Here is a 25,871-nt window from a genome sequence, read left to right as displayed (position 1 = left end):
GCCTTCGGCCCCGGATCGTGATTTCACGGTTATGTCAGCGCAAACCGAACGCACGGATGATCTCCTGGGAGACCGTCCCGCCCTGCCCGTCCTTGGCGGTCGCCTTCAGCGAGACGAACCCCTTCTTGCCCAGCGTGACCAGGTCCGCGCGCCACGCGCCCGCCCCGGCCGGGCGCAGCCGTACCGGCTGCCACGTCGCGCCGTCGTCGAAGGAGGCCTGCAGCGTCGCCTCCGTCGCCTTGACCGGCTTGGCCAGCCACTCCTGCGTCGTGCCCGACAGCCCGATGCGCGCCACCGGCCCGCGCACGTCGCCCGCCAGGTCCGTACGCACGTCGTAGTCGAGTTGCAGCAGCGGGATGTCCACGTTGAACGGCCCGTCCGGGTCGTTGGCGCCGGAGGTGAACCCCCACTCGGTGCGCGTGCGGGTCGAGGTCCGCCACGTCCCGCCGTCCCTGGCGCTGTCCAGCACCAGCCGGTACGGCAGCGCCGCCTCCGGCAGCGGGTCACGCGGCGAGAACGCCCGCCCCTTGGCCCGCTGGATCAGCTTGTCGCCCTGGTAGAGCGCGATCGAGGTGGTGTCGTACTCGTCGTCCGGCATCGACCCCGCCCGGCTCGGCCCGCCGTCCGTCCACGGCGTGATGTTGAACTGGACGTAGCCGTTGGTCTGCCGGAACGGGCCCCAGTAGGTGTCGCCGAGCCGGGGCCTGGCGACCGGGTGGAACCACTCCTGCTCCAGCCGCTCGCCCGGCCGGTACGTGCGCGGCGACTGCCGCATCTCCCAGGCGGCGAAGTAGTTCAGGCCGACGCCGTGGTTCTCGTACCAGATGGAGCCCGGCTGGGTGGAGACCCACTCCGTGCGCTGTTTGGGGAACGTCTCGTACTCCTCGAAGCCGATGGCCGGGCCCCAGCCCTCGCGCATGTCGTAGCGGTAGCCGCTGCCGGCCTTGGCGCCGCTGCCGTAGTAGGTGGAGTCGATCCGGGCCAGGCCGCGCGGGCGGTAGGTCAGGTCGCGGTCGGGGACCGCCTCCGGGTGCACGTCTACCAGGTCGTACAGGTAGTCGGCGTACCGGGACTGCTCGGTGGCCAGGAGCAGGCGGCCCTTCCTGGCCAGCTCGGCCGCCTTCGCTCCGGCGTCGCGGGTGAGGGAGGCCACGGGGATCGTGACGGCTTCGCCGTACACCTCCATGAGGCGGCCGGGACGGTCGTTGACGACGAGCAGGAGCTTCGCCCCCGCGGCGATCGCCTTCGCGGCCCGCGCCTGCGGGGTGACGGCGTCGGAGCGCTCGACGATCACGGCCTTGCCGCGGGCGTCGATGCCGGTGTAGTCGTCGCCCTTGCCCGCGTGGACGCCCTTGAGCAGGGCACGGCCGTCGGTGATCGTGGCGTCGATCTGGACCAGCGCCTCGATCGGCGGCAGGCCGGGGGCGCTCACGCTGAGCATGGGCTCGCCCTTGCGCCAGCGGGTGAGCAGGCCGAACGAGCCCCGGGCGACCTTCTCGGTGGGGCTGACGTAGACGTCCTCGATCGCGACGGGCACCTGGTAGGCGCCGCGCGCGCCCTCGCCTTCCGGCGGTGAGCGGTAGAAGTCCACCTTGACCTGGTGGTCCTCGGTGCGCTGCGCGACCTTCGCGCTGACCCGCCGGGCGCGGGCGGCGTCGAGGACGACCTGGGTGTCCTTGTCCAGCGTGATCTCGGGATCCACGAGTACGGCGGTGCCGAGCGCGTCGGCCCGCTCGCCCGCCACCGGCAGGTAGCTGGTGGCCATGTACGAGCCGGGCGGCAGGCGCAGCGTGCGCTTGCCGTCCACGGCGTACTGCCACGGATAGCGGTCGCCGAGCTGCGAGAGCACCACGTAGCCCGCTGCGGGCTCGCCGGAGCGGTCGCGCAGTTCGAGCGTGAGGTCGTAGAGCTCGCGCTCCTTGACCGCGGCGAAGGCGGTGCGGACCGTGATCGTGCCGTCGGTCGCGGTGACCAGGCCCGACAGGGTCTGGTCGGCCTCCAGCCCGTCCGGGTCGACGCTCAGCTCCACCGTGGCGCTCCCCTGGGCGGGGACGGTGACGGACGGCGCGGACAGCTTGGCCGGCGCCTGGGCGGTGAGGTTCAGGGTGGCGGGGGCGTCGCCGTCGTTGCGGTAGGTGATGACCCGCTTGAGCGGCGCCTCGCCCGGCTCGTGCGGCCAGTCGAACAGCGCCACCGGCACCGAGCCGGTCGCGCTGACCTTCGCGCCGACGGCGGCGGCCACGTCCAGCCGGCCGGTGCCCTGCTCGTACGGGGTGTTGTCCAGGCCCTTGGCGCTGCTCATCAGCGTGTCCTTGAGCTGCTGCCAGGTCCAGTCCGGGTGGCGCTGCCTGAGTATCGCCGCCGCTCCCGCCACGTGCGGGGTGGCCATGGAGGTGCCGTCCATGGCCACGTACGGACCGCTGCCGCCGGCGAACGACGACCGCGCCGCGTTGATCGTGACGCCGGGGGCGGAGATGTCCGGCTTGAGGCCGTAGGTGAGGGTCAGCGGGCCCTGGCTGGAGAAGGGGGCGCGCTGGTCGGCCTTGTCCACGGCCGCCACGGTCAGCGCGCTGGCCGCCGAGCCCGGCGAGCCGATCGCGCCGGGGTTGTAGGCGTTGCCCGCGGCGATCACGAAGAGCGTGTTGTGCTTCTTGGACAGTTCGTCCACGGCCAGCGACATCGGGTCGGAGCCGGAGTCGGGCAGCGGCGAGCCGAGGCTCATGCTGACCACGCCCGCCTTGCTGGCCGCCCACTCCATGCCGGCGATGATCCACGAGTCCTGGCCGCTGCCCTCGTCGTCGAGGACCTTGCCGACCAGCAGGTCGGCGCCGGGGGCCACGCCCTTGTTGGCGCCGGAGGAGGCGGCGCCGGTGCCGGCGATCGTGGAGGCGACGTGGGTGCCGTGGCCGTTGGCGTCCTTGACCTCCTGGCCGGGCACGAAGCTGGCCTGCTCGGCGATCTGGCCCTGGAGGTCGGGGTGGGTGGCGTCGACGCCGCTGTCGAGCACGGCCACCTTGACGCCGGCGCCGTCCAGGCCCTGCGCCCAGGCCGCCGGGGCCTGGACCTGCGGGACGCTCTCCTTGAGATTCGCCCTCGCCTTGCCGTCGAGCCAGATCTTGGCGGCTCCGGAGGTGGCGAGGCCGTTCCAGAACTCGCGGACGTCCTTCTTGGGCGCCCGCAGGGCGGCGCCCCTGACGCTGGGCAGCGCCCGCACGATGGAGGCGCCGCGCGGGGCCGAGCGCGGGGCGGCCCCCTGGTAGGTGGCGATCATGGGCACGCCGCCGCTGCGCGCGTCGTCGTAGCCCATCTCGACCAGGTCGGTGACGTTGAACAGGCGAGGGTCGAGCTTTCCGGCCGCCAGCAGCGGGGCCGCCTCGTCGGGGACGACGTGGACGTCGCCGCCGGCGTGGTACGTCTGGACGCCGCCGGTGGCGCCCTTGGGACGTTCGACGGAGACCGCGTCCGCCTTGAGGCGGACCTGGTGCCCGGTGATCAGCGTGACCGTGACGCCTTGGGAGGCCGTCTCCGGGGACGCGTGGGCCGGTAAGGGGGCTAACGCGGTGGCCGCGAGCGCGGTGGCGGCCACCGCCCCGGCGAGCCGTCGGGAAGAAACGATGAGGGGCATGCGACCGATCTAACGCCGCCCCGATCGGCCCGGCCTAGACGGCGCCCTGGCGGAAACCCGCCTTGGCGGCGACCCGCCACCTAACCGCGGGTCACGTGGGCGTTGACCTCCCCGGCCAGCTCCACCTGGTGGAGGAAGTCGGTGCCGTCGATGCCGAAGCCGACCTCGGCCGCGCCCGCCTCGGCGAAGGCCGCCACCCGTTCCGCCGCCTCCCGCGGGGAGCCGCTCACCGTGGCCTCGCGGATCTCCTCGGGCGAGAGCTGGAAGAAGCCGGCGAGCTGGGCCTCCATCGCCCGCTTCGCCTCGGGGTCGTCGCCCAGGACGGCGTGCACGCCCACGTGGACGAAGGGGGCTGGCCTGCCGTACTCGTCGGCAAGCTCGTTCAGCCTGGCCACGGCCGTCTTGAGCTGGGCCGGTGTCAGCCCGGAGGGCAGCCAGCCGTCGGCGTGACGTGCCACCCGCCGCAGGCCGGCCTCGCCGATGCCGGAGCCGACCAGCAGGGGCGGCACCGCCGTACCGGGGGCCAGCGTCACCTCCGGGCCCTCACCCACCGGGGTGGGCCGCCCGGCGATCAGGCCGGGCAGCGCGCGCAGGGCCTCGTCGGCCGCCCGGCCGCGGTTCGTGCCGATCGCGCCGATCGCGGTCCAGAACGGCGAGCCGGGAAAACCCCCGATGCCCACGCCCAGCCGGACCCTGCCCCGCGAGAGGTACTGCAAGGTCTGCACCTGCGCCGCCATCATCGCCACCGGCCGGGTGGGCACGGACAGCACCCCGAAGTCGAGCTTGATCCGCTCGGTGACGGCGGCGGCCGTGGCCAGCGTGACCACGCTCTCCAGCGCGAGCGTCCCGTCCCCGATGAGCACGTCGGCGGCGCCCACGGAGTCGAGACCGGCCTCCTCGGCCAGCCGTGCCGCGCGGGCCACGCCGTCCGGGCCGAGCGCTTCTATCTCCTGCATCGTCGGAAGTCCGACGCCGATCTTCACCATGGGTCCACTGTGCGACCTCAACTCGACTTGAGGTCAACTCCTGTCGAGAAAGGGCCGGGCCGTTCGTATAGAAGGTGACCGAGGGAAGGACAAGAGGATGAACTACCTGCTCGCGATCTACCAGCCCGACGGCGAGCCGCCGGAGGGACTGCTCGACGAGGTGCTGCCGCGCGTCATGGCCTGGGACGAGGAGATCAAGGCGGCCGGGCAATGGGTGTTCGCCGCCGGGCTGCACCTGGCCTCGACCGCGACCGTCGTACGCGCCAAGGACGGCGACGTGCTCATGACCGACGGGCCGTTCACCGAGGGCAAGGAACATCTCGGCGGCTTCACCGTGATCAGCGCCCCCGACCTCGACGACGCCCTGGAGTGGGCGGGCAAGCTGGCGCAGGCCGTCGGCCTGCCGATCGAGGTGCGCCCGATCCACGGTGACTGACCAGGTCGAACGCGTCTTCCGCGAGGAGTACGGCCGCGCGGTCGCGGTCCTGGTCCGTGCCTTCGGCGACATCGACCTCGCCGAGGAGGCGGTCCAGGACGCGTTCGCGACCGCCCTGCGCCGCTGGCCGGAGGAGGGGCCGCCGCCCAGCCCGTCCGGGTGGATCATCACCACCGCCCGCAACCGGGCCATCGACCGGCTGCGCAAGGAGTCCTCCCGCCAGGACCGGCACCTCCAGGCCGCGCTCCTGCACGCCCGCGAGGAGCCGCCCGCCGAGGAGGGGCCCGTGCGCGACGAACGGCTGCGCCTGATCTTCACCTGCTGCCACCCGGCCCTGGCCAGGAACGTCCAGGTCGCGCTCACGCTGCGGCTGCTCGGCGGGCTCACCACCGCCGAGATCGCGCGGGCGTTCCTGGTGCCGGAGCCGACGATGGCCCAGCGCCTGGTCCGCGCCAAGGGCAAGATCCGCGACGCGAAGATCCCGTACCGGGTGCCGAAGGAGTCCGACCTGCCCGACCGGCTGCGTTCGGTACTGGCCGTCGTCTACCTGATCTTCAACGAGGGCCACCTGGCCAGGGAGGATCTCTGCGCCGAGGCGATCCGGCTCGGGCGGCTGCTGGCCGCGCTGATGCCGGACGAGCCCGAGGTGGCCGGGCTGCTGGCGCTCATGCTGCTGATCGAGGCGCGGCGGGCCGGCCGTACCGGGGAGTCGGGTGAGCTGGTCCCGCTCGCCGCGCAGGACCGCGCGCGGTGGGACCGCGCGCTCATGGCAGAAGGCCGTGAGCTGGTACGGCGGTGCCTGCGCCGCGGCAGCCCCGGCCCCTACCAGATCCAGGCGGCGATCAACGCGGTCCACAGCGACCCGCCGCCGACGGACTGGACGCAGATCCTGGCCCTGTACGACCAGCTGATCGCGCTGACCCGACCCCCGTCGTGGCGCTGAACCGGGCGGTCGCGCTCGCCGAGGTCCGGGGACCCGCCGCGGCGCTTCCCCTGGTCGAGGAGCTCCCGCTGGACGGCTATCACATCTGCCACGCCGTCCGCGCCGACCTGCTGCGCCGCCTGGGCAGGAATGCCGAGGCGGCGCTGGCCTACGAACGGGCGATCGCACTCACCGGCAACGCGGCGGAGCGCACGTTCCTGCGGGGCCGGCTGACGGCCCTGCGGTGACGTCCGTCCGGATCAGGGGACGATGTTGACCAGCTTCGGCGCGCGGACGATCACCTTGCGGGGCTCGCCGGACAGGTGCGCCCGCACCTTCTCCGAGGCCAGCGCCAGCGCGCGCAGGTCGCCCTCGGAGATGTCAGGGGCCACCTCCAGCCGGTCGCGGACCTTGCCGGCCACCTGCACGACGGCGGTCACCGACTCCTCGACCAGCAGCGCGGGATCGGCCACCGGCCAGCCCGCCAGCGCCACCGAGCCGGTACGGCCCAGCCGCTCCCAGCCCTCCTCGGTGGTGTAGGGCGCGACCAGCGACAGCATGACCGCCAGCGACTCGGCCGCCTCGCGCACCGCGGGGTCGCCGGCGCCGGGGCCGGAGTCGATGGCCTTGCGGGCGGCGGAGGTCAGCTCCATCAGGCGGGCGATCGCCACGTTGAACCGGTAGGACTCGATCAGCTTGGTGACCTCGTCGATGGTCTTGTGGGTGACCTTGCGCAGCGCCGGGTCGCCCTGCGCGAAGTCGGCGCCGGGCTCGCCGGCCACCTCGTCCATCACGCGGAAGGCGCGGGCCAGGTACTTCTGCGAGGCCTGCGGCGAGACGTCGGCCCAGTCGATGTCGTCCTCGGGCGGGCTGGCGAACAGCATCGTCAGCCGGACCGCGTCGACGCCGAAGTCGTCGATCTGCTTGCCCAGGTCGACGCCGTTGCCCAGGGACTTCGACATGGCCTTGCCGCCGTTGATCACCTGGCCCTGGCCGAGCTGGCGCAGGAACGGCTCGGTGAAGCCGACCATGCCCATGTCGTGCAGCACCTTGACGAAGAAGCGCGAGTACAGCAGGTGCAGGACCGCGTGCTCCACGCCGCCGACGTACATGTCGATCGGGCCCCACTCGCGGATCTTCTCCACGTCGAACGGGCCGTCGGTGTAGGTGGGGTCGGTGTAGCGCAGGAAGTACCAGGCGGAGTCGACGAAGGTGTCCATGGTGTCGGTGTCGCGCTTGGCGGCGCCGCCGCACTTGGGACAGGCGACGTTGACCCACTCGGTGGCTCCGGCCAGCGGGGAGATGCCCTTGGGGGCCAGCGCCTCGCCGCGCAGGTCGGGCAGCGTGACCGGCAGCTGGTCGTCGGGGACCGGCACCTCGCCGCAGTCGGGGCAGTGGATGATCGGGATCGGGGTGCCCCAGAAGCGCTGACGCGACAGCAGCCAGTCGCGCAGGCGGAAGTTGATCGCGCCCTTGCCCCGGCCGTCGGTCTCCAGGCTCCGGATGATCGTGGCGATGGCCTCGGTCTTGCTCAGGCCGTCCAGCGGGCCGGAGTTGACCAGCGTGCCCTCGCCGGGGGTGGCCTCGCCGGTCTCGCCGGGGTCGGCCAGCCCGGTGTGCACGACGACCCGCACCGGCAGGCCGAACTTCAGCGCGAAGTCCAGGTCGCGCTGGTCGTGCGCGGGCACCGCCATGATCGCGCCGTGGCCGTAGTCGGCCAGGACGTAGTCGGCCGCCCAGACCGGGATGCGCTCGCCGTTGACCGGGTTGATCGCGTAGCGGCCCAGGAAGACGCCGCTCTTGTCCTTGTCGGTGGACATGCGCTCGATGTCGCTGAGCTTGGCGACCTCGGCGCGGTAGGCCTCGAACTCGGCGCGGTGCTCGCCGGTGACGATCTCGTCGGCCAGCGCGGCGTCCACGGCGACCACGAAGAACGTGGCGCCGAACAGGGTGTCGGGACGCGTGGTGAAGACGTGGACCGGCTCCTCGCGGCCCTCGATCTCGAACAGCACGTCGGCGCCCTCGGAGCGGCCGATCCAGTTGCGCTGCATCGTCAGCACGCGCTCCGGCCAGCCGCCCTCCAGCTGGCTCATGTCGTCCAGCAGGCGCTGCGCGTAGTCAGTGATCTTGAAGTACCACTGCGTCAGCTCGCGGCGCACGACCTCGGCGCCGCAGCGCTCGCACTTGCCCGCCACGACCTGCTCGTTGGCCAGCACGGTCTGGTCGTTGGGACACCAGTTGACCAGGCCGCCCTTGCGGTAGGCCAGGCCGCGCTCGAAGAAGCGGTTGAACAGCCACTGGTTCCAGCGGTAGTACTCCGGATCGCTGGTGTGCAGGCGGCGCGACCAGTCGAAGGAGATCGCGTAGCGCTTGAAGGAGTTGGCCTGGACGTCGATGTTGGCGTAGGTCCACTCGGCCGGGTGGGCGTTCCGCTTGATCGCGGCGTTCTCGGCGGGCAGGCCGAAGGAGTCCCAGCCGATGGGGTGCAGGACGTTGTAACCCTGCTGGAACCAGTAGCGGGCGACGACGTCGCCGATGGCGAAGACCTCGCCGTGGCCCATGTGAAGGTCACCGGAGGGGTAAGGGAACATGTCCAGCATGTAGCGGCGCTCGCGGGGGTCGGCGGCGTCCTCGCTGGCCCGGAACGGGTCCTGCTCCTCCCATCGCTGCTGCCACTTGGCCTGCAGCGCCTGCGGGTCGTACTCACTCACGGCGGTGTCCTTCTGGTTTGATTCTGACCCCATAAGAAAACCCCTCGTATGACAACGAGGGGTAGCCGCGACGGCGAGATCTCAGGGCCGTCGCGGCCCGCTAAGAAGCAGGGTCGCGGAACGCATAGGTCAAGCCTAGCGCACGTCTTCGGAAGAATGAGGGGACTACGCCTGGGGCACCCGGCAGAATGGGCCCTTCAGGTCCTATGAGACCTCGTTGAGATCCATCCGTTGTGACCTCATATGTCCCATTAGAATACTCTCGTCGCCGTGGCCAACCCTGCTGAGCCTGATCGATCAGCGGCCGACCTGCCGATGCAGGATCCGCCGACGGATCCGCACGGCTTCGCACGTTTCCCTGCGGAACACCACGGGCCACATGAGATCATGCCGGATGCGTCTAATCCGGACATAACCTCGGGAGGTACGGCAGCAATGGCAACGGAGAATTCCGGAGCACCACACTTGCCGCCATCCTGGCCCGAGGTGCCCACGTCCTGGCCGGAGGCTCGCGACGAGGTGCCGACCTCATGGCCGGAGGCGGGACCGCCGCCACAGCCCACCTGGCCGGAACCACCACAACGTGACCCGCTCGGTGGCCGGGATCCCTTGGTGGATCCTCGTGACCCCTTGGGTGACCTGTCGGGTGGTAGACGGGGCCGGGACGCACAGGGAATGAGAGACCAGCAGAACATGCGCGATCAGCAGGGTATGCGTGATCAGCAGGGCGCGCGTGAGCAACTGGGCGCGCGTGAGCAGCCCCCCGTCCGGGATCCGCTGCCCGCCTGGTCCGACGCCCCCGCCCCCGCTCCTTGGCCGGAGACCGCGCAGCCCGGCGGCGCCCACTCCGCTCCGCAGGGCGCCCACTCCGCCCCGCAGAACCCTTCGGCGCAGCAGAACCCTTTGGCACAGCAGAACCCGTCGGCGCAGAACCCTTCCGCGCAGCAGAGTCCGGGGCAGCAGGTGTGGCCGGAGATGCCGCCGCCGGCCGACGGGGCCTGGTCCAACCTGTCCAGCCCCGCCCCCTGGCCCCCGGCAGGACCGCCGCAGAAGGACCCGTGGCCACCGGCCGCGCCGCCGCCGGTGGACGCCCAGCCCGACCCGCGCGCCTGGCCGCAGGACGGGCGCCCCGAGGCGGCCCCGGCCTGGCAGCCGGACGGACGCACGGAGACCCCGGGGTGGCAGCCGGACGGGCGTGGCGCGGAGGCCCCGGGGTGGCAGCCCGAGGGGCAGCAGGATCAGCAGCCCAAGGGCGACCCCATGGACCGGACGATCACCTACAACGAGGCCTACCCCACCCCGGCCGCCCCGCCCCAGGAGCCGGATGAGCACGGCCAGCAGGGCCAGCACGCCCGGCCGGGCTCCAACCTGAGCCGTGACCCGTCCGACCCCGACCGCCCGTTCGTCACCGCGGGCCAGATCAGCGGCTCGCGCACCCCGCCGCCCGAGCGCCAGCAGGAGCTCTGGAACACCGTCTTCGGCGACAACTACCAGGAGATCGGCGACGACGGCAAGGAGTCGCTCGACGAGCCGGGCAAGCCGGTGTGGCTGTTCGCGCTGGCCGCCTCCGTCGCGGTGGCCCTGGTGATCGCGCTGGTGTGGGCGTTCGTCGCGGGACCGCTGGCCAGCGAGAGCGAGCCGACGGACCCGCCCGCCGCCAAGCCCCAGGCCAGCGGCAAGCCCACGCCCACCAAGCCGTCCACCACGATCGGCCCGCTGAAGCGCTTCCCCGGCAAGGCGGCCCCGGTCATGGGCGTGGTCCCCGACCAGCAGGCCGGCATCTCGGTGCCCCGCCTGGGCGGCACGTGGCTGCTCGACCAGCGGCCCCTGGTGAAGACCACCTACGGCTACGACACCCGCCAGTACGTCCAGGTCGGCACCGACACCTACGCCAACCTGATGACCGGCCCGCTCCCCCAGCGCCTGGCCGCCTCCTACACCTCCAAGGACGACCTGGAGCCGGTGATCAAGCAGGTCGTGCTGAGCGCCCGCAAGCGTTTCTTCCCCGAGGACAACAAGGTCAGGAAGATCGCCCAGCAGCCGCTCAAGATCAACGGCTCGACCGGCCGCCTGATCGCCTACGAGCTGACCTCCGGCACCGGCAAGGCCACGATCGTGACCGCGGCGATCAACACGGCCAACGAGCTGCCGGCCATCGTCTACATGTCGATCCCCGGCGACGCCAAGCGGCTCCTGCCCGACATCAACACCGTCGTCAAGCAGATCAAGGTGACCAACCCGGCCCCCTGACCCTCAGAACGTGCACTCCATGTGCTTGATGCCGTTGATGAAGCTGGAGTGCAGCCGGTCCGGGTGACCGGCCTCCAGCCGGGGGACGCGGCGCAGCAGTTCGCGCAGCATCACGGTGATCTCCCGGCGGGCCAGGTGGGCGCCCAGGCAGAAGTGGGGGCCCGGCCCGCCGTACCCGACGTGGGGGTTGGGGTCGCGGGTGATGTCGAAGGCGTACGGGTCGGCGAAGACGCGCTCGTCGCGGTTGGCGGCCCAGTAGAACAGGACGACCTTCTCGCCCTCGCGATACAGGTTGCCGTTCATCTCGTGGTCGCGGGTGACCTTGCGGCGCATGAAGTTCACCGGTGAGGCGAGACGGACGATCTCCTCGACGGCGCCGGGCAGGCGGGCCTCGGTGTCCTCCAGGAGGAGGGCACGCTGGTCCGGGTGGTTGGAGAGCAGGCGCATGCCGTACGAGATGGCGTTGCGGGTGGTCTCGTTGCCGGCCACGACCAGGAGGATGAAGAAGGAGCCGAGCTCCTGCAGCGTCAGCCGCTCGCCGTCGATGTTGGCGTTGACCAGGGCGGAGATGAGGTCGCCCGAGGGGTTGTCCGTGCGGTGGGCGGCGAGGTCCTGGACGAGCTGCTGGAGTTCCATGCCGGCGTTGAGCAGGCGTTCTGCGATCTTGGTCAGGTCGTCGCCGGCGTACTCGGGGTCGAAGCCGCCGAGGATCAGGTTCGAGCGCTCGAAGATGAACTGGTAGTCCTTCTCCGGGATGCCCATCATGTCGCAGATGATCTTCAACGGCAGGCGGGCTGCGACCTCGGTGACGAAGTCGCAGCCGGAGCCGGTGACGAGGAGGTCGTCGACGATCCGGGCGGCGGCGGTCTCCACGTCGGCCTCGAACTGCTTGATCATCTTGGGCGTGAAGGCCCGGGAGACGATGCGGCGCAGGCGGGCGTGGCGCGGGTCGTCCATGTTGATCATCGAGCCGAAGTACTCGGCGAACTCCGGGGGCATGTCGGGGATGTTCGTGGCCCCGCCCCTGCCCGAGCTGAACACCTCCGGGTTACGGCTGGCCTCCAGGATGTCGGCGTGCCTGACGAGCGCGTGGTAGCCGATGCCCTTGGGGGCGAAGGACACCTCCATCTCCTCGAAGAAGGCCGGGGTGTCCCGTGCGCGCAGCGTGTCGAAGGCCGCTTCCCGCTCGGCCATGGGCCTGGCCCAGAAGTGCTGATCCGACAGATCGAAGTCGAGTGCGCTCATACGCCCATAATTCGAGAAAGCGCCTACTTACGTCAATACTTTGAACGTACACCGTACGTATGCCCTGGAAAATCGATGGCCGGACGTCCGCGAGCCCGATAGCGTCGGGCGTATGACGTTCTTCTTCCTGCGTTAGCGACCCGTCGGCGGGCACGCGGCTCGTGACCCACCGCCGGCGATGCGGGACGGCTCCACGCCCTCCCGAGTCGCGACGTGGGAGAAGGACACGTGCATACCCTTGCCGTGGCCAGGTCGGTGCACGGCATCGAACACCTGGTTGCCACGGAGATCCGTCACGCCGGGCTGGGCATCGTGCGCGAGGTGCGGCACCGGGAGGTCTGGTTCGAGATCACGGGGCCGGGGGCGCTGGAGCTCCGCATGGCCGACGACGTACTGCTCGTGGGAGCCGTGGTCGACGGCGTCGGGCCCCGCCGTGACGCGCTGCGCCGCCTGGCCTCGGCCGCCGCGACCATCGACGTCCACCGCCTCACCGCCGCACGCCCCCTCGAACTCGGCGGGCGTCCGCTCGAATCTGGCGGAGGGCCTTCCGGAGTGGAGGTGTCGGCCTCGTTCCTGGGGCGGCGCGCCTACAACCGCTACGACATCGAGGACGCGGTCGGGCCCGTGCTCGGCCGTCCCTACCACGCGCGGCGCGCCGGCCGGGTGCCTCCGGCCGGCGCCGTGTCCTGGCGGGTGACGGTCGAGGGCGAGCGGGCCGTGATCGCCCTGCGCGCGGGCGCGCGCCCGCTGCACCGCCGTGCCTACAAGGTGCGCTCGGTGCCGGGGACGCTGCACCCGCCCCTGGCCGCCGCGATGGCGTACCTGGCCGAGCCGAAGGGGCTGGTGATCGATCCGTGTTGCGGCGCGGGCACCACGCTCATCGAGGCCGCCGCCCGCGCGCCGGAGGCCCGCACGCTCGGGTTCGACCGTTGTCGCGAGGCGATCGCGGCGGCCGCCGCCAACGGTCCGCGCCTGGCGTGGGCGCGCGCCGACGCGGGGCGCCTCCCGCTGCCCTCGGGGAGCGTGGACCGCGTGCTGGTCAACCCGCCCTGGCAGCGGCAGGTACGGCTGGCCGGGTCCGGTCACCGGCTCTGGGCGGAGCTGCGCCGGGTGCTGGCCGACGGAGGGAGGGTGGTGGCGCTGGTGCCTGAGGTGCCGCGCGGCTGGGCCGTACCGGAGCGAGTGGATATTTCGCTTTTTGGGCGGCATCCCATCCTGGCCATGATGACTCCGGACAAATCCTGATCACGGTTTTGGTGGGCGGGAGACATCCGGGCCGGGTCCGGCGGCTGGCAGCGTGGATACATGAGCGAGGTTGTGATCACGGGGCTCGGGGCGGTGACGCCGCTGGGCGGCGATGTTCCCTCGACGTGGGCGGGGCTGCTGGCCGGCCGGTCGGGGGTGGTGGCGCTGCGGGAGTCCTGGGCGGAGCAGTTGCCCGCGCGGATCGCGGGGCGGCTGACCGTGGATCCGGCCGCGCTCCTGGGGCGGCAGTTGGCCCGCCGCCTCGACCGTTGCGAGCAGATCGCGCTGCTCGCCGCCCGTCAGGCCTGGGCGGACGCGGAGCGTCCCGAGGTCGATCCCGAACGGCTGGCGGTCGTGATCGGCACCGGCACCGGCGGCGTCACGACCCTCCTCGACCAGGACGACGTGCTGGAGAAGGAGGGCGTGCGCCGCGTGTCGCCGCACACCCTGCCCATGTTCATGCCGAACGGCCCGGCCGGCTGGGTGAGCATCGAACTCGGCGCGCGGGCCGGCGCCCACGCCCCGGTGAGCGCCTGCGCGGCCGGGGCGGAGGCGATCGCGGCCGGAGCCGACCTGATCCGGCTGGGGCGCGCGGACGTCGTCGTCGCCGGTGGTACGGAGGCGTGCGTGCACCCGCTGACGCTCGCCGCCTTCGCCCAGGCCAAGGCGGTCTCGACCCGCAACGACCGGCCCGAGCGGGCCTCGCGGCCCTTCGGCGCGGACCGCGACGGGTTCGTGCTGGCCGAGGGAGCCGCGGTGGTGGTCCTGGAACGGGCCGGGTGGCGCGACGGCGCGCCGCTGGCCCACCTGGCCGGGTACGGGATCACCGCCAACGCCGGGCACATCACCGCCTCCCAGCTCGACGGCCAGGCGCGGGCGATGCGCACCGCGCTGCGCGAGGCGGGGCTGTCGGGCCAGGACGTGACGCACGTGCAGGCGCACGCCACCTCGACCCCCGACGGCGACGTGGTCGAGGCCGCCGCGATCGCCCAGGCGGTGGGCGGGCATCCGGCGGTGACCGCGATCAAGTCGATGACGGGGCACCTGTGCGGGGCGTCCGGCGCGTTCGCGACCGTGGCGGCGGTGCTGGCCATGCGCGACGGCCGCATCCCCGCCACCCGCAACCTGGACCGCCCGGACTCCCGCGTCGAACTGGACGTGGTCACCGGCGCACCCCGCCGCTGGCTGCCCGGACCCTCGATGGTGAACGCGTTCGGCTTCGGCGGCCACAACGTGAGCCTGGTGCTCACCCCAGCCAGTCGAGGATCCGCGCGTTGACCTCGCGCGGCTTCTCCAGGTGCAGGAAGTGCCCGGCGCCCTCGACGATCTCCGCCCGCGACCCCTCGGGCAGCACGCTCGCCACGTCCGCCACCAGGTCGGCGCCGAGGCAGCCGTCCTGGGCGCCGTGAAGGTACAGCACGGGGCGTACCGGGCCTTCTGTCGCGGCGGCCTGCTCGGTGGCGTACCGGCCTGAAGGCGGGGTGGTGCCGAGCATGGCCCGGTAGTAGCCGATGGCGGCGGCCAGGTTGGCCGGCTCGCCCAGGCTCTGCTTGAGAAAGGCGAGGTCCTCGGTGGCGTCATGGCCGGGCGACCAGTCCCGCCACAGCCCGTCGAGGAACCCGGGCGCCGACGCCGCGGTCTCGGCCAGCGCCGTCTGGAACAGGAAGATGTAGAAGGACCGCTTGAGCTGCTCGTAGGTGAAGAACGTGCCGAGCAACCACTTCGTCGGAGGTACGGCGAGCGCCACCGACCTGCGGAACCGCTCGGTGGTGCCGTAGACGGGGTAGGTGCCCCAGTCGTGGCCGATGATGACCGCGTTCTCGTCGCCGCCCAGCTCCTCGTGCAGGGCGTTGGCGTCGGCCACCAGGGCGCCCAGCTCGTAGCCTTCTGTGACCTCGGTGGGGGCGTAGCCGCGCATGAAGGGGGCGACGGCGCGGTAACCGCGCTCGGCCAGCTCGGGCATCAGGTGCCGCCAGGTGTGCGCGGTGTCGGGGAAGCCGTGCATGCACAGGGCCAGCGGCCCGTCACCCAATGCGAGGTAAGCGAACTCCACACCGTTGGCGTGGATATTCCTGATCTCCATGCGCGGAAACCTAGTGCCCTCTCCGCCCCCCGTCCATCAACCACCCCACCCGGCCCGGCCCACCACCGCCCGGCACGGCACGACCCGGCACCCGGGCGGCGTGACACAAGCGCACGGCCGAGCGGGCAGACGGACCGCCATGGGGCTTCGCGGAGGGATCGCCGCCGGCCAGATGCCCGGCCGATTGGGTGTCAGGTGGTGTAGCGGAGGTGCTTTATGCCGTTGATGAAGTTGGACAGGAGGAAGTCGGGTTCGCCCGCGGACTTGATGGCGGGCAGGCGGGTGAGGAGTTCGCGGAACATCACGGTCATCTCGCGCTTGGCCAGGTGGGCGCCCAGGCAGTAGTGGGGGCCGGGGCCGCCGAAGCCGACGTGCGGGTTGGGGTCGCGGGTGATGTCGAAGGTGTCCGGGTCCTTGAAGACCGCCTCGTCGCGGTTGGCGGAGTTGTAGAACAGCAGCACCTTGTCGCCCTGGTTGTACCGCATGCCGTTCATCTCGATATCCCGCGTCAGCGTGCGGCGGAACTGGATGACCGGCGTCGAGTACCGGACGATCTCGTCACAGGCCTTGGCGATGCGGCCGTCGAAGTCGGCCATGAGGTGTTCGCGCTGGCCTGGGTGGTCGGTGAAGAGCTTCAGCCCGTACGCGATGGCGTTGCGGGTGGTCTCGCTGCCGGCCACCACCAGGAGGATGAAGAAGGAGCCGAGTTCCTGGGAGGTGAGGCGTTCTTCGCCGTTGACCAGGAGGCTCACCAGGTCGCCCGTGGGGTGTTTGCGGCGCTGGTCGCCGAGGCGGGCGGCGAGGCGGTTCAGGCTGTAGCCGGCGTGGAGGAGCTTGCCGAGGCCGCGGGCGACGTTCATGCGCTTGAAGTCGGGCTCGATGCCCGTGTACTCGGCGTCGGTGTTGCCGAGGATGATGTTGGTCCGCCGCAGCACCATGTCATGAAATTTCGCGGGGATGCCCATCATGTCGCAGATGACGCGTACAGGGAGTCTGGCGGCGATCTGCTCGACGAAGTCACCCGGGCCCTGCGCGATGGCGTCGTCCACGATCTCGGCGGCGGCCCTGGCCAGGTCCTCCTCCATCTTGGAGAGGATGCGCGGGGTGAAGGCGCGGGAGACGACCCTGCGCAGCCTGGCGTGCTTGGGGTCGTCCATGTTGATCATCGAGCCGAAGTACACGGCCAGCCAGCGCGGCATGTCCGGGATGCTGTTGGAGCAGGGCTCGCTGCTGAACACGGCCGCGTTGCGGCTGGCCTCGGTGACGTCGGCGTGGCGTACCAGGGCGTAGTAGCCGGGGCCGCCGCCGATGAAGGGCACGTGGTTCTCGCGGACGAACACCGGGCGCTCGAGCCCGCGCAGCTGACGGAAGGCGTCCATGCGCTCGGCTTGCGGTAAGGCCCAGAACGGTATCTGCGACAGGTCGATGTCGGATGTCGCCGTCATGTCTCCCAAGAGTTGCGCAAGCAATCACTTACGTCAAGACCGGCGCCACCCCCGCGACGCCGGTCGGAACACGCCTCAGCAGCCGTCGATGTACGTCTTGCCTTCGGTCCAGACGGTGTCGTCGAAGTCGTGCGCGTACACGCCCAGGGTGGCGTCGACGGGGTGATTGCTCGCGTTCCTCCAGAGCCGGCCCGCCTGACGCTCCTTGAGCCGCAGCTGCGAACCCTGGATCCGGAAGGTGATGTCGGTGCCCTGCGAGGTGCGGTTGTAGACCCACACGCACGCCCCGGCGGGGACCGTACGGACCTGGCAGCCGTTGTTCCAGCCCATGGCGGGCGCCTTGCAGCGGAACGGCTTGTCGTCCGACGCCAGAGCCGGCGCCCCGCCCACCGCGAGGGCCGCGGTCAGGACCACCAGAGCGTTCTTGATCATGAGATTTCTCCTCTCGGCGCGTAGCGGGATGGCTACGCTGTGCGATGCCTCCACTGTCGGCGGGGCGGTGCGGCAATGGGGAGGGGTTGACCGTTTCCCGATGGATGGGCGACGCCAGGAAACGACCGCGTTCGGCGCGGAACTACGCAGGTGGCGCACGCTTCGCGGGCTTTCCCTGACCACGCTGGCCGAGCGGGTGCACTACAGCAAGGGCTACCTGAGCAAGATCGAGAACGGCGGCAAGCGGCCCACGCCCGAGCTGGCGCGCGCCTGCGACCGCGCGCTCGAAGCCAACGGCGCCCTGGTACGGCTGGCCCCGCCCAGAACCGGCGGCGGCGACGAATGCCCCTACCCGGGTCTCGACGCCTTCGGCCCCGGCAGCGCCCACTGGTTCTTCGGCCGCGAGGAGGCGACCGCCGAGCTGACCATGCGGCTGGCCGCCAGGATGGACGGCGGCGGCCCGCTCGTGGTGGTGGCGCCGTCGGGAGCGGGCAAGTCCTCGCTGCTCGGCGCCGGTCTGGTGCCCGCGCTGGCCCGCGGCGCGCTGCCCCGCGCGGGTTCCAGCGAGTGGCCGGTCGTGTTGTTCACGCCGACCGCCCGGCCCATGGCCCGCCTGGCGGAGATCCTGGGCACGGACGGCCCGCTCGTCCTGGTGGCCGACCAGTTCGAGGAGGCGTTCACGCTCTGCCGCGACGACGCAGAACGCGACCTGTTCGTCCGCACGCTCAACGAGCTGGCCGTCTCCGGCCGGGCGCTCGTCGTGCTGGGCCTGCGCGCCGACTTCTACGGCCACCTGCTCGCCCACCCCGAGCTGGTGGCGGCGCTGCGCGGCGGCCAGCTCGCGCTCGCGCCGCTGACCGAGAGGCAACTGCGCGCCGCCATCACCGAACCCGCCAAGGCCGTGGGCCTGAGCCTCGAACCCGGCCTGGCCGACCTGCTTCTGCGCGACGGCCTCCTGCGCGACGGCCATCTGCGCGACGGCGGCGAGCCCGGCACGCTGCCGCTGCTGGCCCACGCCCTGCGCGCGCTGTGGCAGCAGCGCGAGGGCAACATGCTCACCGTGGCCGGCTACCACCGCACCGGCGGCATCCACGGCGCCGTCGCCACCACGGCCGAGGACCTCTACACCGGCTTCGACGACGCCGCGCGCGAGGTGGCCAGACGCCTGCTGCTGCGGCTGGTGCAGCTCGACCCCGACGGCGGCCAGACCCGCCGCCGGGTACCGCTCGGCCTGATCTCGCCCGCCTGGCGGCCGGTCCTTGACGCGCTGGTCGGCGCCCGCCTGCTGACGGCCGACGAGAGCGAGGTGTCGATCGCCCACGAGGCGCTGCTGGGCGCCTGGCCGAGGCTGCGCGACTGGATCGAGACCGACCGCGCGGGCCTGCAGACCCGGCGCAGGCTGGGCGAGGCGGCCCAGGCGTGGCGGCAGGCGGACGACGACGCCTCGTTCACCTACCGGGGAGCCTCGCTGGCGGTGGCGCGCGAGTGGGCGGCCGCGCATCCCGACGAGCTCGGCCCGCTGGAGGCGGAGTTCGTGCGCGCGGGCGAGCACGAGGAGCGGCGCGCCGCGAGGAAGCTGCGCCGCCTGGTCGCGGCGCGCACCGCGCTGGTGGTCGTCACGGCCATGACGGCCGGGGTGGTGGTCTGGCAGGTCGGCGATGCCAGGGCCGAGCGCGACGAGACGCTCTCGCGGCAGGTGGCCGCGGTCGCCGGTTCCGTCCGCCCGGGAAACGCGCCGCTGGCGGCGGGCCTGGCGCTGGCGGCGTGGCAACGGGCCGAGACTCCCGAGTCGCTCGGCGCGCTGCTCGGCTCCAGCGGCTTCCCCGCCGGGAGCCGGTCACGTGCGGGCTCGGGGCGGGTGACGGTCATGGCCGCCAGCGCCGACGGCGCCGCCGTGGTGACGGGCGACTCGGCGGGTGAGGTGTGGCTGCGCCGTACCGGAGACTCGGCGGGTGAAGTGGGGCCCGGCCGTACCGGAGAGTCGGCGGTACGGCTGGCCTGGGACCTCGGCCGGATCACCGCGGCGGCCTTCCGCCCGGACGGGCGGGTCGTGGCGGTCGGCGGCGAGAAGGGCGTGCGGGTCTGGCGGGTCGGCAGGCCCGAGCCGATCGCCACCCACGCGGCCTCCGCTGTCGGCTTCCTGGGTTTCGAGGGAGAAGCCGTGGTGGCGGGCACCGGCGAGGGGACGCTGACCTGGAAGGACGCCACGCCGGAGCGCTCAAAAGAGACGGGCCGGCTCGTCGGGCTGACGCCGGACGGCCCGATCGGCACCGACCGGCAGGGCACGCTCTTCGCCCTCAGCCCCGACCACACCACCCTCGCCGCCGCGGACGGAAACCGGCTGTGGCTGGTCGAACGCGAGTCCGGCCGGGCCAGGGAACTGCCGACCACCGGCGGCTTCATCTACTCGCTGGCCTTCAGCCCCGACGGCCGGCAGGTCGCCGCGGGCACCAGCGCGCCCGGCGTGCGCCTGTGGAGCACCGCCGACGGCGCGCTCCTCACCGACCTCCCCCACCCGGCGGAGGTACGGGCGCTGGCCTACGGCGGCCGCGACCTGCTGGCCGGGGTGGCCGACGGGGAGGTGTTCCGCTGGGCGATGCCGCTGCCGGCCCCGCGCGCCCACCCCGGCGAGGTCATGGCGGTGACCTCGGACGAGCGGCTCATGGCGACCGGCGGCAAGGACGGCGGCGTCGGCCTGTGGACCCTCGACGGCGCCCCGCTCGGCACGGCCGGGAAGCATGACGGCCAGGTCAACAACCTCGTGCTGGCCGGCGGCCTGATGGCCTCGGCGAGCGACGACGACACCGTCGGCGTCTGGGACGTCTCCCGGCCGGGCGGCCCGCGCCTGCTCAGCCGGTTCACCGGGCACGACACCGACGTGGTCGGCGCCGCCCTGAGCCAGGACGGCCGGATCGGCGCGAGCGTCTGCGAGAACGGGCACGTGCTCCTGTGGGACCCGGCGTCCGGGAAGCGCCTGGGCGAGCTGCCCGGCGTCGACGGCGTCACCGACGTGATCCTCAGGGAGGACCTGCTGGCCGTCGGCGACGCGGAGAACAACGTGCAGATCTGGGACGTCGGCCACCCCGACGCGCCGAAGCGGGTCAGGGTGCTCAAGGGCCACACCGGCTACTCCGACGACCTCGACTGGCATCCGGGCGGCCGGTACCTGGCCAGCGCCGGGCACGACGGCGCCGCGCTGGTGTGGGACCTGTCGCGTACCGAGGACACGCCCGTCGCGCGGCTGACCGGGCACACCGGGATCGTCAAGAGCGTCTCGTTCGACGCCGCGAGCGAGCGCCTGGCCACGATCGGCACCGACGGGACGCTGCGCCTGTGGGAGCGGCACCGGCTCCAGGCGGTCTGGCGGACCGCGGGCGCCGCGCTGCGCTTCCTGCCCGGCGGGCGGCTGGTCTCCGGCGACCACGACGGCCTGCTCCACCGGTGGACGCTGGATCCGGAGCCGGTGGCCGCGCGCATCTGCGCGCTCGACCCCACTCCCGTCAGCGCGCGGGAGTGGGGCCGGCACGTCTCCGACGGCGCTTACGCCCCGGTGTGTCCCGAGCGCGGCTGAAGGATCAGGTCGGCGCCCTTCTCGCCGATCATGATGGCGGGCGCGTGGGTGTGGCCCCGGTTGAGCGTCGGCATGATCGAGACGTCCACGACGCGCAGCCCTTCGAGCCCGCGCACCTTGAGCGCGGGGTCGACGACGGATTCGGCGTCGGTGCCCATCCGGCAGGTGCCGACCGGGTGGTAGAGCGTCTCGCCGCGCTCGCGTACCCACTGGGCCAGTTCTTCGTCGCTCTCGGGCGCCCAGTAGGGCGCCATGGGCCCGCCCGCGTAGGGGCGCATCGCCGCGGTGGTGAACACCTGCTTGGCCGCCTTCAGCCCGGCGACCAGGCGCTTCACGTCGGCCTCCTGGGTGAGGTACCCGGGGTCGATGGCCACCTCGCGCCCGCTCAGCGAGACCCGCCCGCGGCTTTCCGGCTGCAGCAGCACGACGCCGACGGTCAGCCCGTGCCCGGTCGGCGGGGTGAGGCCGTGGTCGATGAACGGGCCGGGCGCGAAGATCAGCTCGATGTCCGGCGCGGGCTCCTCCGGCGAGGTCTTGATGAAGGCGACCGCCTCCCCCACGTTCGTGGTGAGCATGCCGGAGCGCAGCACGATGTAGCGGACCAGCTGCACCAGCGACTCGGCCTTGACCAGCGTGACCGGCTGTCTGGACTCGACGTAGACGCCGCTGGACAGGTGATCCTGAAGGTTCCTGCCGACCTCGGGCAGGTCGTGGACGAGTTCCACCCCGGCCTCGCGCAGGTCCTCGGCCGCGCCCACGCCCGAGCGCAGCAGCAGGTACGGCGAGCCGATCGCCCCCGCCGACAGCACGACCTCCCGCCTGGCCGACACCCGCACCCCGCCGTGCTCGACCCCGACGGCCCGGTTGCCCTCGAACACCACGCGGTCCACGGTCGCGCCGGTGAGCACGGTGAGGTTGGGCCGCTTGAGCGCCGGGCGCAGGTAGGCGTCGGCCGAACTCCAGCGGCGGCCGCGGTCCTGGGTGACCGGGGTGGGGCTGTAGCCCTCGTTGACGCGCTCGTTCAGCTCGCCGAGGCGGCGCATGCCGAGCTCCTGGCAGGCCTTGAGGAAGGCCGCGGTGGTGACGTTGGGGCTGCGCAGCTCGGAGATGTGGAGCGGTCCCGCGGTGCCGTACACGCCGCCGTTGTTGCTGCCGACGCGGTGCTCGGCCTTCTTGAAGTACGGCAGGACGTCGTTGAAGCCCCAGCCGGGGACGCCCCACTGGTCGTAGTCGGCCGCGCAGCCGCGTACCCACATCTGGGCGTTGAGCGAGGAGGAGCCGCCGATGACCCGCCCGCGCGGCCAGTAGAGCTCGCGCCCGGCCATCTCGGCCTGTTTGGTGGTGGTGTAGTTCCAGTCGTACTCGGTCTTGAACAGCGCCTTGAACCCGGCCGGCATCCGGATCTCGAGCTTGTCGTCCTGGCCGCCGGCCTCGACCAGCGCCACGGTCACGCCCGGATCGGCCGACAGCCTGTTGGCCAGGACGCACCCGGCCGAGCCCGCTCCGACGACCACGTAGTCGTACTCCATGACCCCTCCGAACGGTAAGTAACCTGGTACTTGCCTACCCCAGGGGACAGGTCCCGTCCATACGCAGTTGTGACCTCAGTTACCTACCGGTCGGTATGCATCGCCTGCTTAGATGGCGGCAAGCCGGCCCGAGGGAGGAAGCTCTTCCATGCTCAACTTGTCGATCGTCCTGGAGGACAGCGCGAGGAACGCGCCAGACAAGACGGCCATCGTCTTCGGTGATATGCGACTGCCGTACTCGATGGTCGACAACGTGGCCAACCAAGTGGCCAATCTGCTGGTTTCGCGGGGCATCGGCAAGGGGGACAAGGTCGCGCTGGCCTGTCCGAACCTGCCCTATTTCTCCTTCATCTACTTCGGCATCCTCAAGGCCGGCGCCACCGTGGTGCCGCTGAGCGTGCTGCTTCAGGGCAGGGAGATCGCCTACCACCTCGCCGACAGCGACGCCAAGGCGCTGTTCTGCTTCGAGGGGACGCCCGAGCTGCCGCTGGGCGCGCGGGGCAAGGCCGGGTTCGAGGCCACCGAGGGTTGCGAGCACTTCTTCGTGCTGCCCGCCACGGCGCTGGCGACCGAGTCGGAGCACGGCGAGTCGATCTGGGCGGCGCTGGGCGGCATGTCCAGCGAGTTCGCCACCGTGCAGACGGCGCCGGACGACACCGCGGTGATCCTCTACACCTCCGGCACCACCGGCCAGCCCAAGGGCGCCGAGCTGAGCCACCAGAACATGCTGCTCAACACCATGGTCTGCGACAAGATGTTCCCCAGGAGCGACGGGGGCGACGTCTACCTGGGCGTGCTGCCGCTGTTCCACTCCTTCGGCCAGACCGTGATCCAGAACACCGGCTTCCTGCGCGGGGCCACGATGGTGCTGCTCCCCCGCTTCGAGCCGGGCGACGCGCTGGCGATCATGCGTAAGGAAGGCGTGACGTTCTTCGCCGGCGTGCCGACCATGTACTGGGCCATGCTCACGAAGATCCACGCCGACGGCGCCGAGGTGCCGACGACACTGAACGTGGCCGTCGCCGGCGGCGCCGCCTCGCCCCTTGAGGTGCTCAACGACTTCGAGAAGACGTTCGGCATCGGCATCCTCGAAGGCTACGGCCTGTCGGAGACCTCCCCCGTGGCCAGCTTCAACCAGCTCGGCCGGCCCACCAAGCCGGGCACGATCGGCACGCCCATCTGGGGCGTGGAGATGAAGCTCATCGACGCCGACTGGAACACGGTCGGGGGCGAGGGCCCCGGCGAGATCGCCATCCGCGGCCACAACATCATGAAGGGCTACTACAACCGGCCCGAGGCCACGGCCGAGGTGATGAACGACGGCTGGTTCCGCACCGGCGACATCGCCACCCGCGACGCCGACGGCTACTACTCCATCTTCGACCGGGCCAAGGACATGATCATCCGGGGTGGCTTCAACGTCTACCCGCGCGAGGTCGAAGAGGTCCTCATGTCCCACCCGGACGTCTCGCTGGTGGCCGTGCTCGGCGTGCCGCACGAGTCGCACGGCGAGGAGATCAAGGCGTACGTCATCCGCTCGGCCGGCTCGGCGATCACCGAGGACGAACTGATCTCCTGGTCGAAGGAGAACATGGCGGCCTACAAGTACCCGCGCAGCGTCGAGTTCCGCGACGAGCTGCCCATGACCGCCTCCGGAAAGATCCTCAAGCGCGAACTGCGCTGACCCACCGGCCCGTACGGCTCGCGCCCTCCCCCCTGAGGCGCGAGCCGTACTCGTGTCTAGATCCTCGCCAGTTCCTCGCGCATGGTGCCGAGACCCATCGGGCCGAGGTCCAGCGCGGCGGTGTGCCAGGCCTTGAGATCGAAGCCGGGCCTGGCCTGCGCCTCGGCCCGCGCCTCCAGCCAGGCGCGCTCGCCCAGTTTGTAGCAGATGGCCTGGCCGGCCCAGCCGAAGTAACGCAACACCTCGGGGTGGACCTTGTGCGCCTCGGCCCTGCCGCGCTCGCGCAGCACCTCGCAGGCCTTCTCGAACGTCCAGCGCGAGCCGTCGGGCAGCGGCAGCTCCAGGTGGACGCCGATGTCGATGACCACGCGGGCGGCACGCAACGCGGAGGCGGCCAGCATGCCCAGCCGGGCGCCGGGGGCGGTCAGCCAGCCCAGCTCATCGGCCAGCCGCTCGGCGTACAGGGCCCAGCCCTCGCCGTGGCCGCCCACCCAGGACATCTTCGCGTAGCGCGAGAGCTTGTCACCGGCGACGGCGACCGCGCCCAGCTGCAGGTGGTGGCCGGGCACGCCCTCGTGGAAGACCGTCGTCAGATCGCTCCACGTGGCGAACTTCTCCCGCCCGCCGAGCGGCCACCAGGTCCGTCCCGGCCGCGAGAGGTCCTCGCTGGGCTGCGTGTAGTACGGCGCGGCGGACGTGGACCCGGGCGCGAGCACCACGTCGACCGTACGCAACTGCTCGGGGATGTCGAACTGGGCGCCGTTGAGCGCGGCGATCGCCCGCTCGTGCTGATCCTTCAGCCAGGCCAGGTACGCGTCGGGGCCGACCACGTACTCGGTGGAGTCCAGGTGGGCGGTGGCCTCGTCCACGGTGGCGCCGGGCAGGATGGCGCGGGCCTCGGCGGCCATCTCCGCCTCGATGCGATCGAGCTCGGCCCAGCCCCAGGCGTAGGCGTCGCGCAGGTCGATCTCGTCGCCGAGCTGCATGCGGGCGGCCACGGCGTAGCGCTCCGGCCCGACGGCGTCGCGCTCGTCGGCCCGCGGCGCGTACTGCTCGCGCAGGTAACGCGCGGTCTCGGCGTAGCCCCGGTAGGCGCTGCGCGCGGCCTCGGCCAGCTCACCCGCGACCGGGCCGTCGCCGTAGCCGGCGATCAGGTCGTCGTGGGTGCCCTCGAAGCGCTCCGCCTGGTCGGCGGCCCCGAACGCCTGCCGCCGCGCCGCGCGCAGGCCGCGCTCCAGGCCGGCGTCGAGGGTGGTGCGCCAGCCGTTCAGCATGCCGGGGACGGCGGCCAGGCGCGCGGCGATGGCGCGCCACTGCTCGTCGTTGTTGCGCGGCAGCAGGTCGATGCTGTCCCTGAGCCCGGAGACGAGACCGAAGGGCGAGCTGACATCCCGGTACGGCTCGCCGATCGCGTAGACGGCGGCCTGCGCCTCCAGCCGCTCGCGCAGGTGCGCCGCTGCTCTGCGGTCGGCGTCGGAGGCCGGGGCCAGGCGGCTCAGCTCGGCCAGGGTGTCGCGGACCAGCTCCTGCCTGGCCGCATGGCCGTCGGGGCTGTAGTCGGTGGCCACGCCGAAGTCGCCGACGATGCCCAGGTAGACGGATTCGACGGGGTCCAGGGCTGCCGCCCTCAGGATGTACTGCTCACACAGGCGGAAGATTGCGCTCACCCAGGCACAATAGCCACATTTCCTTCATTACGCGGGGTCG

Annotated in this window: 17 protein-coding genes; 8 read left to right on the top strand and 9 right to left on the bottom strand. The window is 71.9% G+C overall.

The window, feature by feature from the left end:
• Positions 1 to 34: 34 nt before the first annotated feature.
• Positions 35 to 3,625 (bottom strand): S8 family serine peptidase, encoded by a 3,591-nt coding sequence (locus tag ACFWYW_RS31670; protein ID WP_379609432.1) that lies wholly within the window; start codon positions 3,623 to 3,625, stop codon positions 35 to 37.
• A gap of 80 nt (positions 3,626 to 3,705) precedes the next feature.
• Positions 3,706 to 4,611: an LLM class flavin-dependent oxidoreductase gene (locus ACFWYW_RS31665; RefSeq protein ID WP_379609431.1), complete on the bottom strand. Its 906-nt coding sequence runs from the start codon at positions 4,609 to 4,611 to the stop codon at positions 3,706 to 3,708.
• Between the two features lie 97 nt (positions 4,612 to 4,708).
• Here ACFWYW_RS31665 and ACFWYW_RS31660 point away from each other — a divergent pair, with 97 nt between their 5' ends.
• From ACFWYW_RS31660 to ACFWYW_RS31650, 3 genes are read left to right on the top strand one after another with little or no spacing between them, the layout of a single operon-like run.
• Positions 4,709 to 5,047: a YciI family protein gene (locus tag ACFWYW_RS31660; protein WP_379609430.1), complete on the top strand. Its 339-nt coding sequence runs from the start codon at positions 4,709 to 4,711 to the stop codon at positions 5,045 to 5,047.
• Complete coding sequence (locus ACFWYW_RS31655; protein WP_379609429.1) at positions 5,040 to 5,990, top strand: RNA polymerase sigma factor; 951 nt, start codon at positions 5,040 to 5,042, stop codon at positions 5,988 to 5,990. The genes ACFWYW_RS31660 and ACFWYW_RS31655 overlap by 8 nt, the downstream gene beginning before the upstream one ends.
• Entirely contained in the window at positions 5,981 to 6,217 is a 237-nt protein-coding gene (locus ACFWYW_RS31650) for a hypothetical protein (RefSeq protein WP_379609428.1), read from the top strand. Before ACFWYW_RS31655 ends, ACFWYW_RS31650 begins: the two co-directional genes overlap by 10 nt.
• 12 nt (positions 6,218 to 6,229) lie before the next feature.
• Here ACFWYW_RS31650 and leuS read toward each other — a convergent pair whose 3' ends face one another.
• Positions 6,230 to 8,713, bottom strand: coding sequence for a leucine--tRNA ligase (gene leuS / locus ACFWYW_RS31645; protein ID WP_379609427.1), 2,484 nt, complete (start codon positions 8,711 to 8,713; stop codon positions 6,230 to 6,232).
• A gap of 678 nt (positions 8,714 to 9,391) precedes the next feature.
• Here leuS and ACFWYW_RS31640 point away from each other — a divergent pair.
• The gene (locus tag ACFWYW_RS31640; protein WP_379609426.1) at positions 9,392 to 10,930 is read left to right on the top strand and encodes a hypothetical protein; all 1,539 of its coding nucleotides are present in this window, start codon (positions 9,392 to 9,394) and stop codon (positions 10,928 to 10,930) included.
• Between the two features lie 3 nt (positions 10,931 to 10,933).
• Here ACFWYW_RS31640 and ACFWYW_RS31635 read toward each other — a convergent pair whose 3' ends face one another.
• Positions 10,934 to 12,175 (bottom strand): cytochrome P450, encoded by a 1,242-nt coding sequence (locus ACFWYW_RS31635; protein WP_379609425.1) that lies wholly within the window; start codon positions 12,173 to 12,175, stop codon positions 10,934 to 10,936.
• Positions 12,176 to 12,403: 228 nt separating this feature from the next.
• Between ACFWYW_RS31635 and ACFWYW_RS31630 the strand changes: the two genes are divergently transcribed.
• Positions 12,404 to 13,420: a methyltransferase domain-containing protein gene (locus ACFWYW_RS31630; RefSeq protein ID WP_379609423.1), complete on the top strand. Its 1,017-nt coding sequence runs from the start codon at positions 12,404 to 12,406 to the stop codon at positions 13,418 to 13,420.
• Positions 13,421 to 13,480: 60 nt separating this feature from the next.
• On the top strand, positions 13,481 to 14,698 hold the full coding sequence (locus ACFWYW_RS31625; protein ID WP_379609422.1) for a beta-ketoacyl-[acyl-carrier-protein] synthase family protein: 1,218 nt from the start codon (positions 13,481 to 13,483) through the stop codon (positions 14,696 to 14,698).
• On the opposite strand, the gene ACFWYW_RS31620 is transcribed toward ACFWYW_RS31625, so the two are convergent.
• The 3 genes from ACFWYW_RS31620 to ACFWYW_RS31610 all read right to left on the bottom strand — a co-directional run bounded on the left by ACFWYW_RS31620 (position 14,667) and on the right by ACFWYW_RS31610 (position 17,380).
• On the bottom strand, positions 14,667 to 15,503 hold the full coding sequence (locus tag ACFWYW_RS31620) for an alpha/beta fold hydrolase (RefSeq protein ID WP_379609421.1): 837 nt from the start codon (positions 15,501 to 15,503) through the stop codon (positions 14,667 to 14,669). The genes ACFWYW_RS31625 and ACFWYW_RS31620 overlap by 32 nt on opposite strands.
• A 191-nt stretch (positions 15,504 to 15,694) precedes the next feature.
• A complete protein-coding gene (locus ACFWYW_RS31615) occupies positions 15,695 to 16,948 on the bottom strand; it encodes a cytochrome P450 (protein ID WP_379609420.1) in 1,254 nt (417 codons plus the stop codon).
• A 75-nt stretch (positions 16,949 to 17,023) separates the two neighbouring features.
• Positions 17,024 to 17,380 carry a hypothetical protein gene (locus ACFWYW_RS31610; RefSeq protein ID WP_379609419.1) on the bottom strand — a complete coding sequence of 119 codons (357 nt, stop codon included), beginning with the start codon at positions 17,378 to 17,380 and terminating at the stop codon, positions 17,024 to 17,026.
• A 100-nt stretch (positions 17,381 to 17,480) separates the two neighbouring features.
• Here ACFWYW_RS31610 and ACFWYW_RS31605 point away from each other — a divergent pair, with 100 nt between their 5' ends.
• Positions 17,481 to 20,951, top strand: a complete 3,471-nt coding sequence (locus tag ACFWYW_RS31605) for a helix-turn-helix domain-containing protein (RefSeq protein WP_379609417.1) — start codon at positions 17,481 to 17,483, stop codon at positions 20,949 to 20,951.
• Here ACFWYW_RS31605 and ACFWYW_RS31600 read toward each other — a convergent pair.
• Positions 20,921 to 22,480, bottom strand: coding sequence for a GMC family oxidoreductase (locus ACFWYW_RS31600; RefSeq protein ID WP_379609416.1), 1,560 nt, complete (start codon positions 22,478 to 22,480; stop codon positions 20,921 to 20,923). The genes ACFWYW_RS31605 and ACFWYW_RS31600 overlap by 31 nt on opposite strands.
• A gap of 148 nt (positions 22,481 to 22,628) precedes the next feature.
• On the opposite strand from ACFWYW_RS31600, the gene ACFWYW_RS31595 reads away from it, so the two are divergent.
• The gene (locus ACFWYW_RS31595; protein ID WP_379609415.1) at positions 22,629 to 24,164 is read left to right on the top strand and encodes a long-chain fatty acid--CoA ligase; all 1,536 of its coding nucleotides are present in this window, start codon (positions 22,629 to 22,631) and stop codon (positions 24,162 to 24,164) included.
• A 56-nt stretch (positions 24,165 to 24,220) separates the two neighbouring features.
• On the opposite strand, the gene ACFWYW_RS31590 is transcribed toward ACFWYW_RS31595, so the two are convergent.
• The gene (locus ACFWYW_RS31590; protein ID WP_379609414.1) at positions 24,221 to 25,831 is read right to left on the bottom strand and encodes a DUF885 domain-containing protein; all 1,611 of its coding nucleotides are present in this window, start codon (positions 25,829 to 25,831) and stop codon (positions 24,221 to 24,223) included.
• Positions 25,832 to 25,871 lie beyond the last annotated feature (40 nt).

The organism is Nonomuraea sp. NPDC059023, from assembly GCF_042740095.1.
Classification (GTDB): Bacteria; Actinomycetota; Actinomycetes; order Streptosporangiales; family Streptosporangiaceae; genus Nonomuraea.
This window is presented reverse-complemented; position numbering and strand designations above follow the sequence as displayed.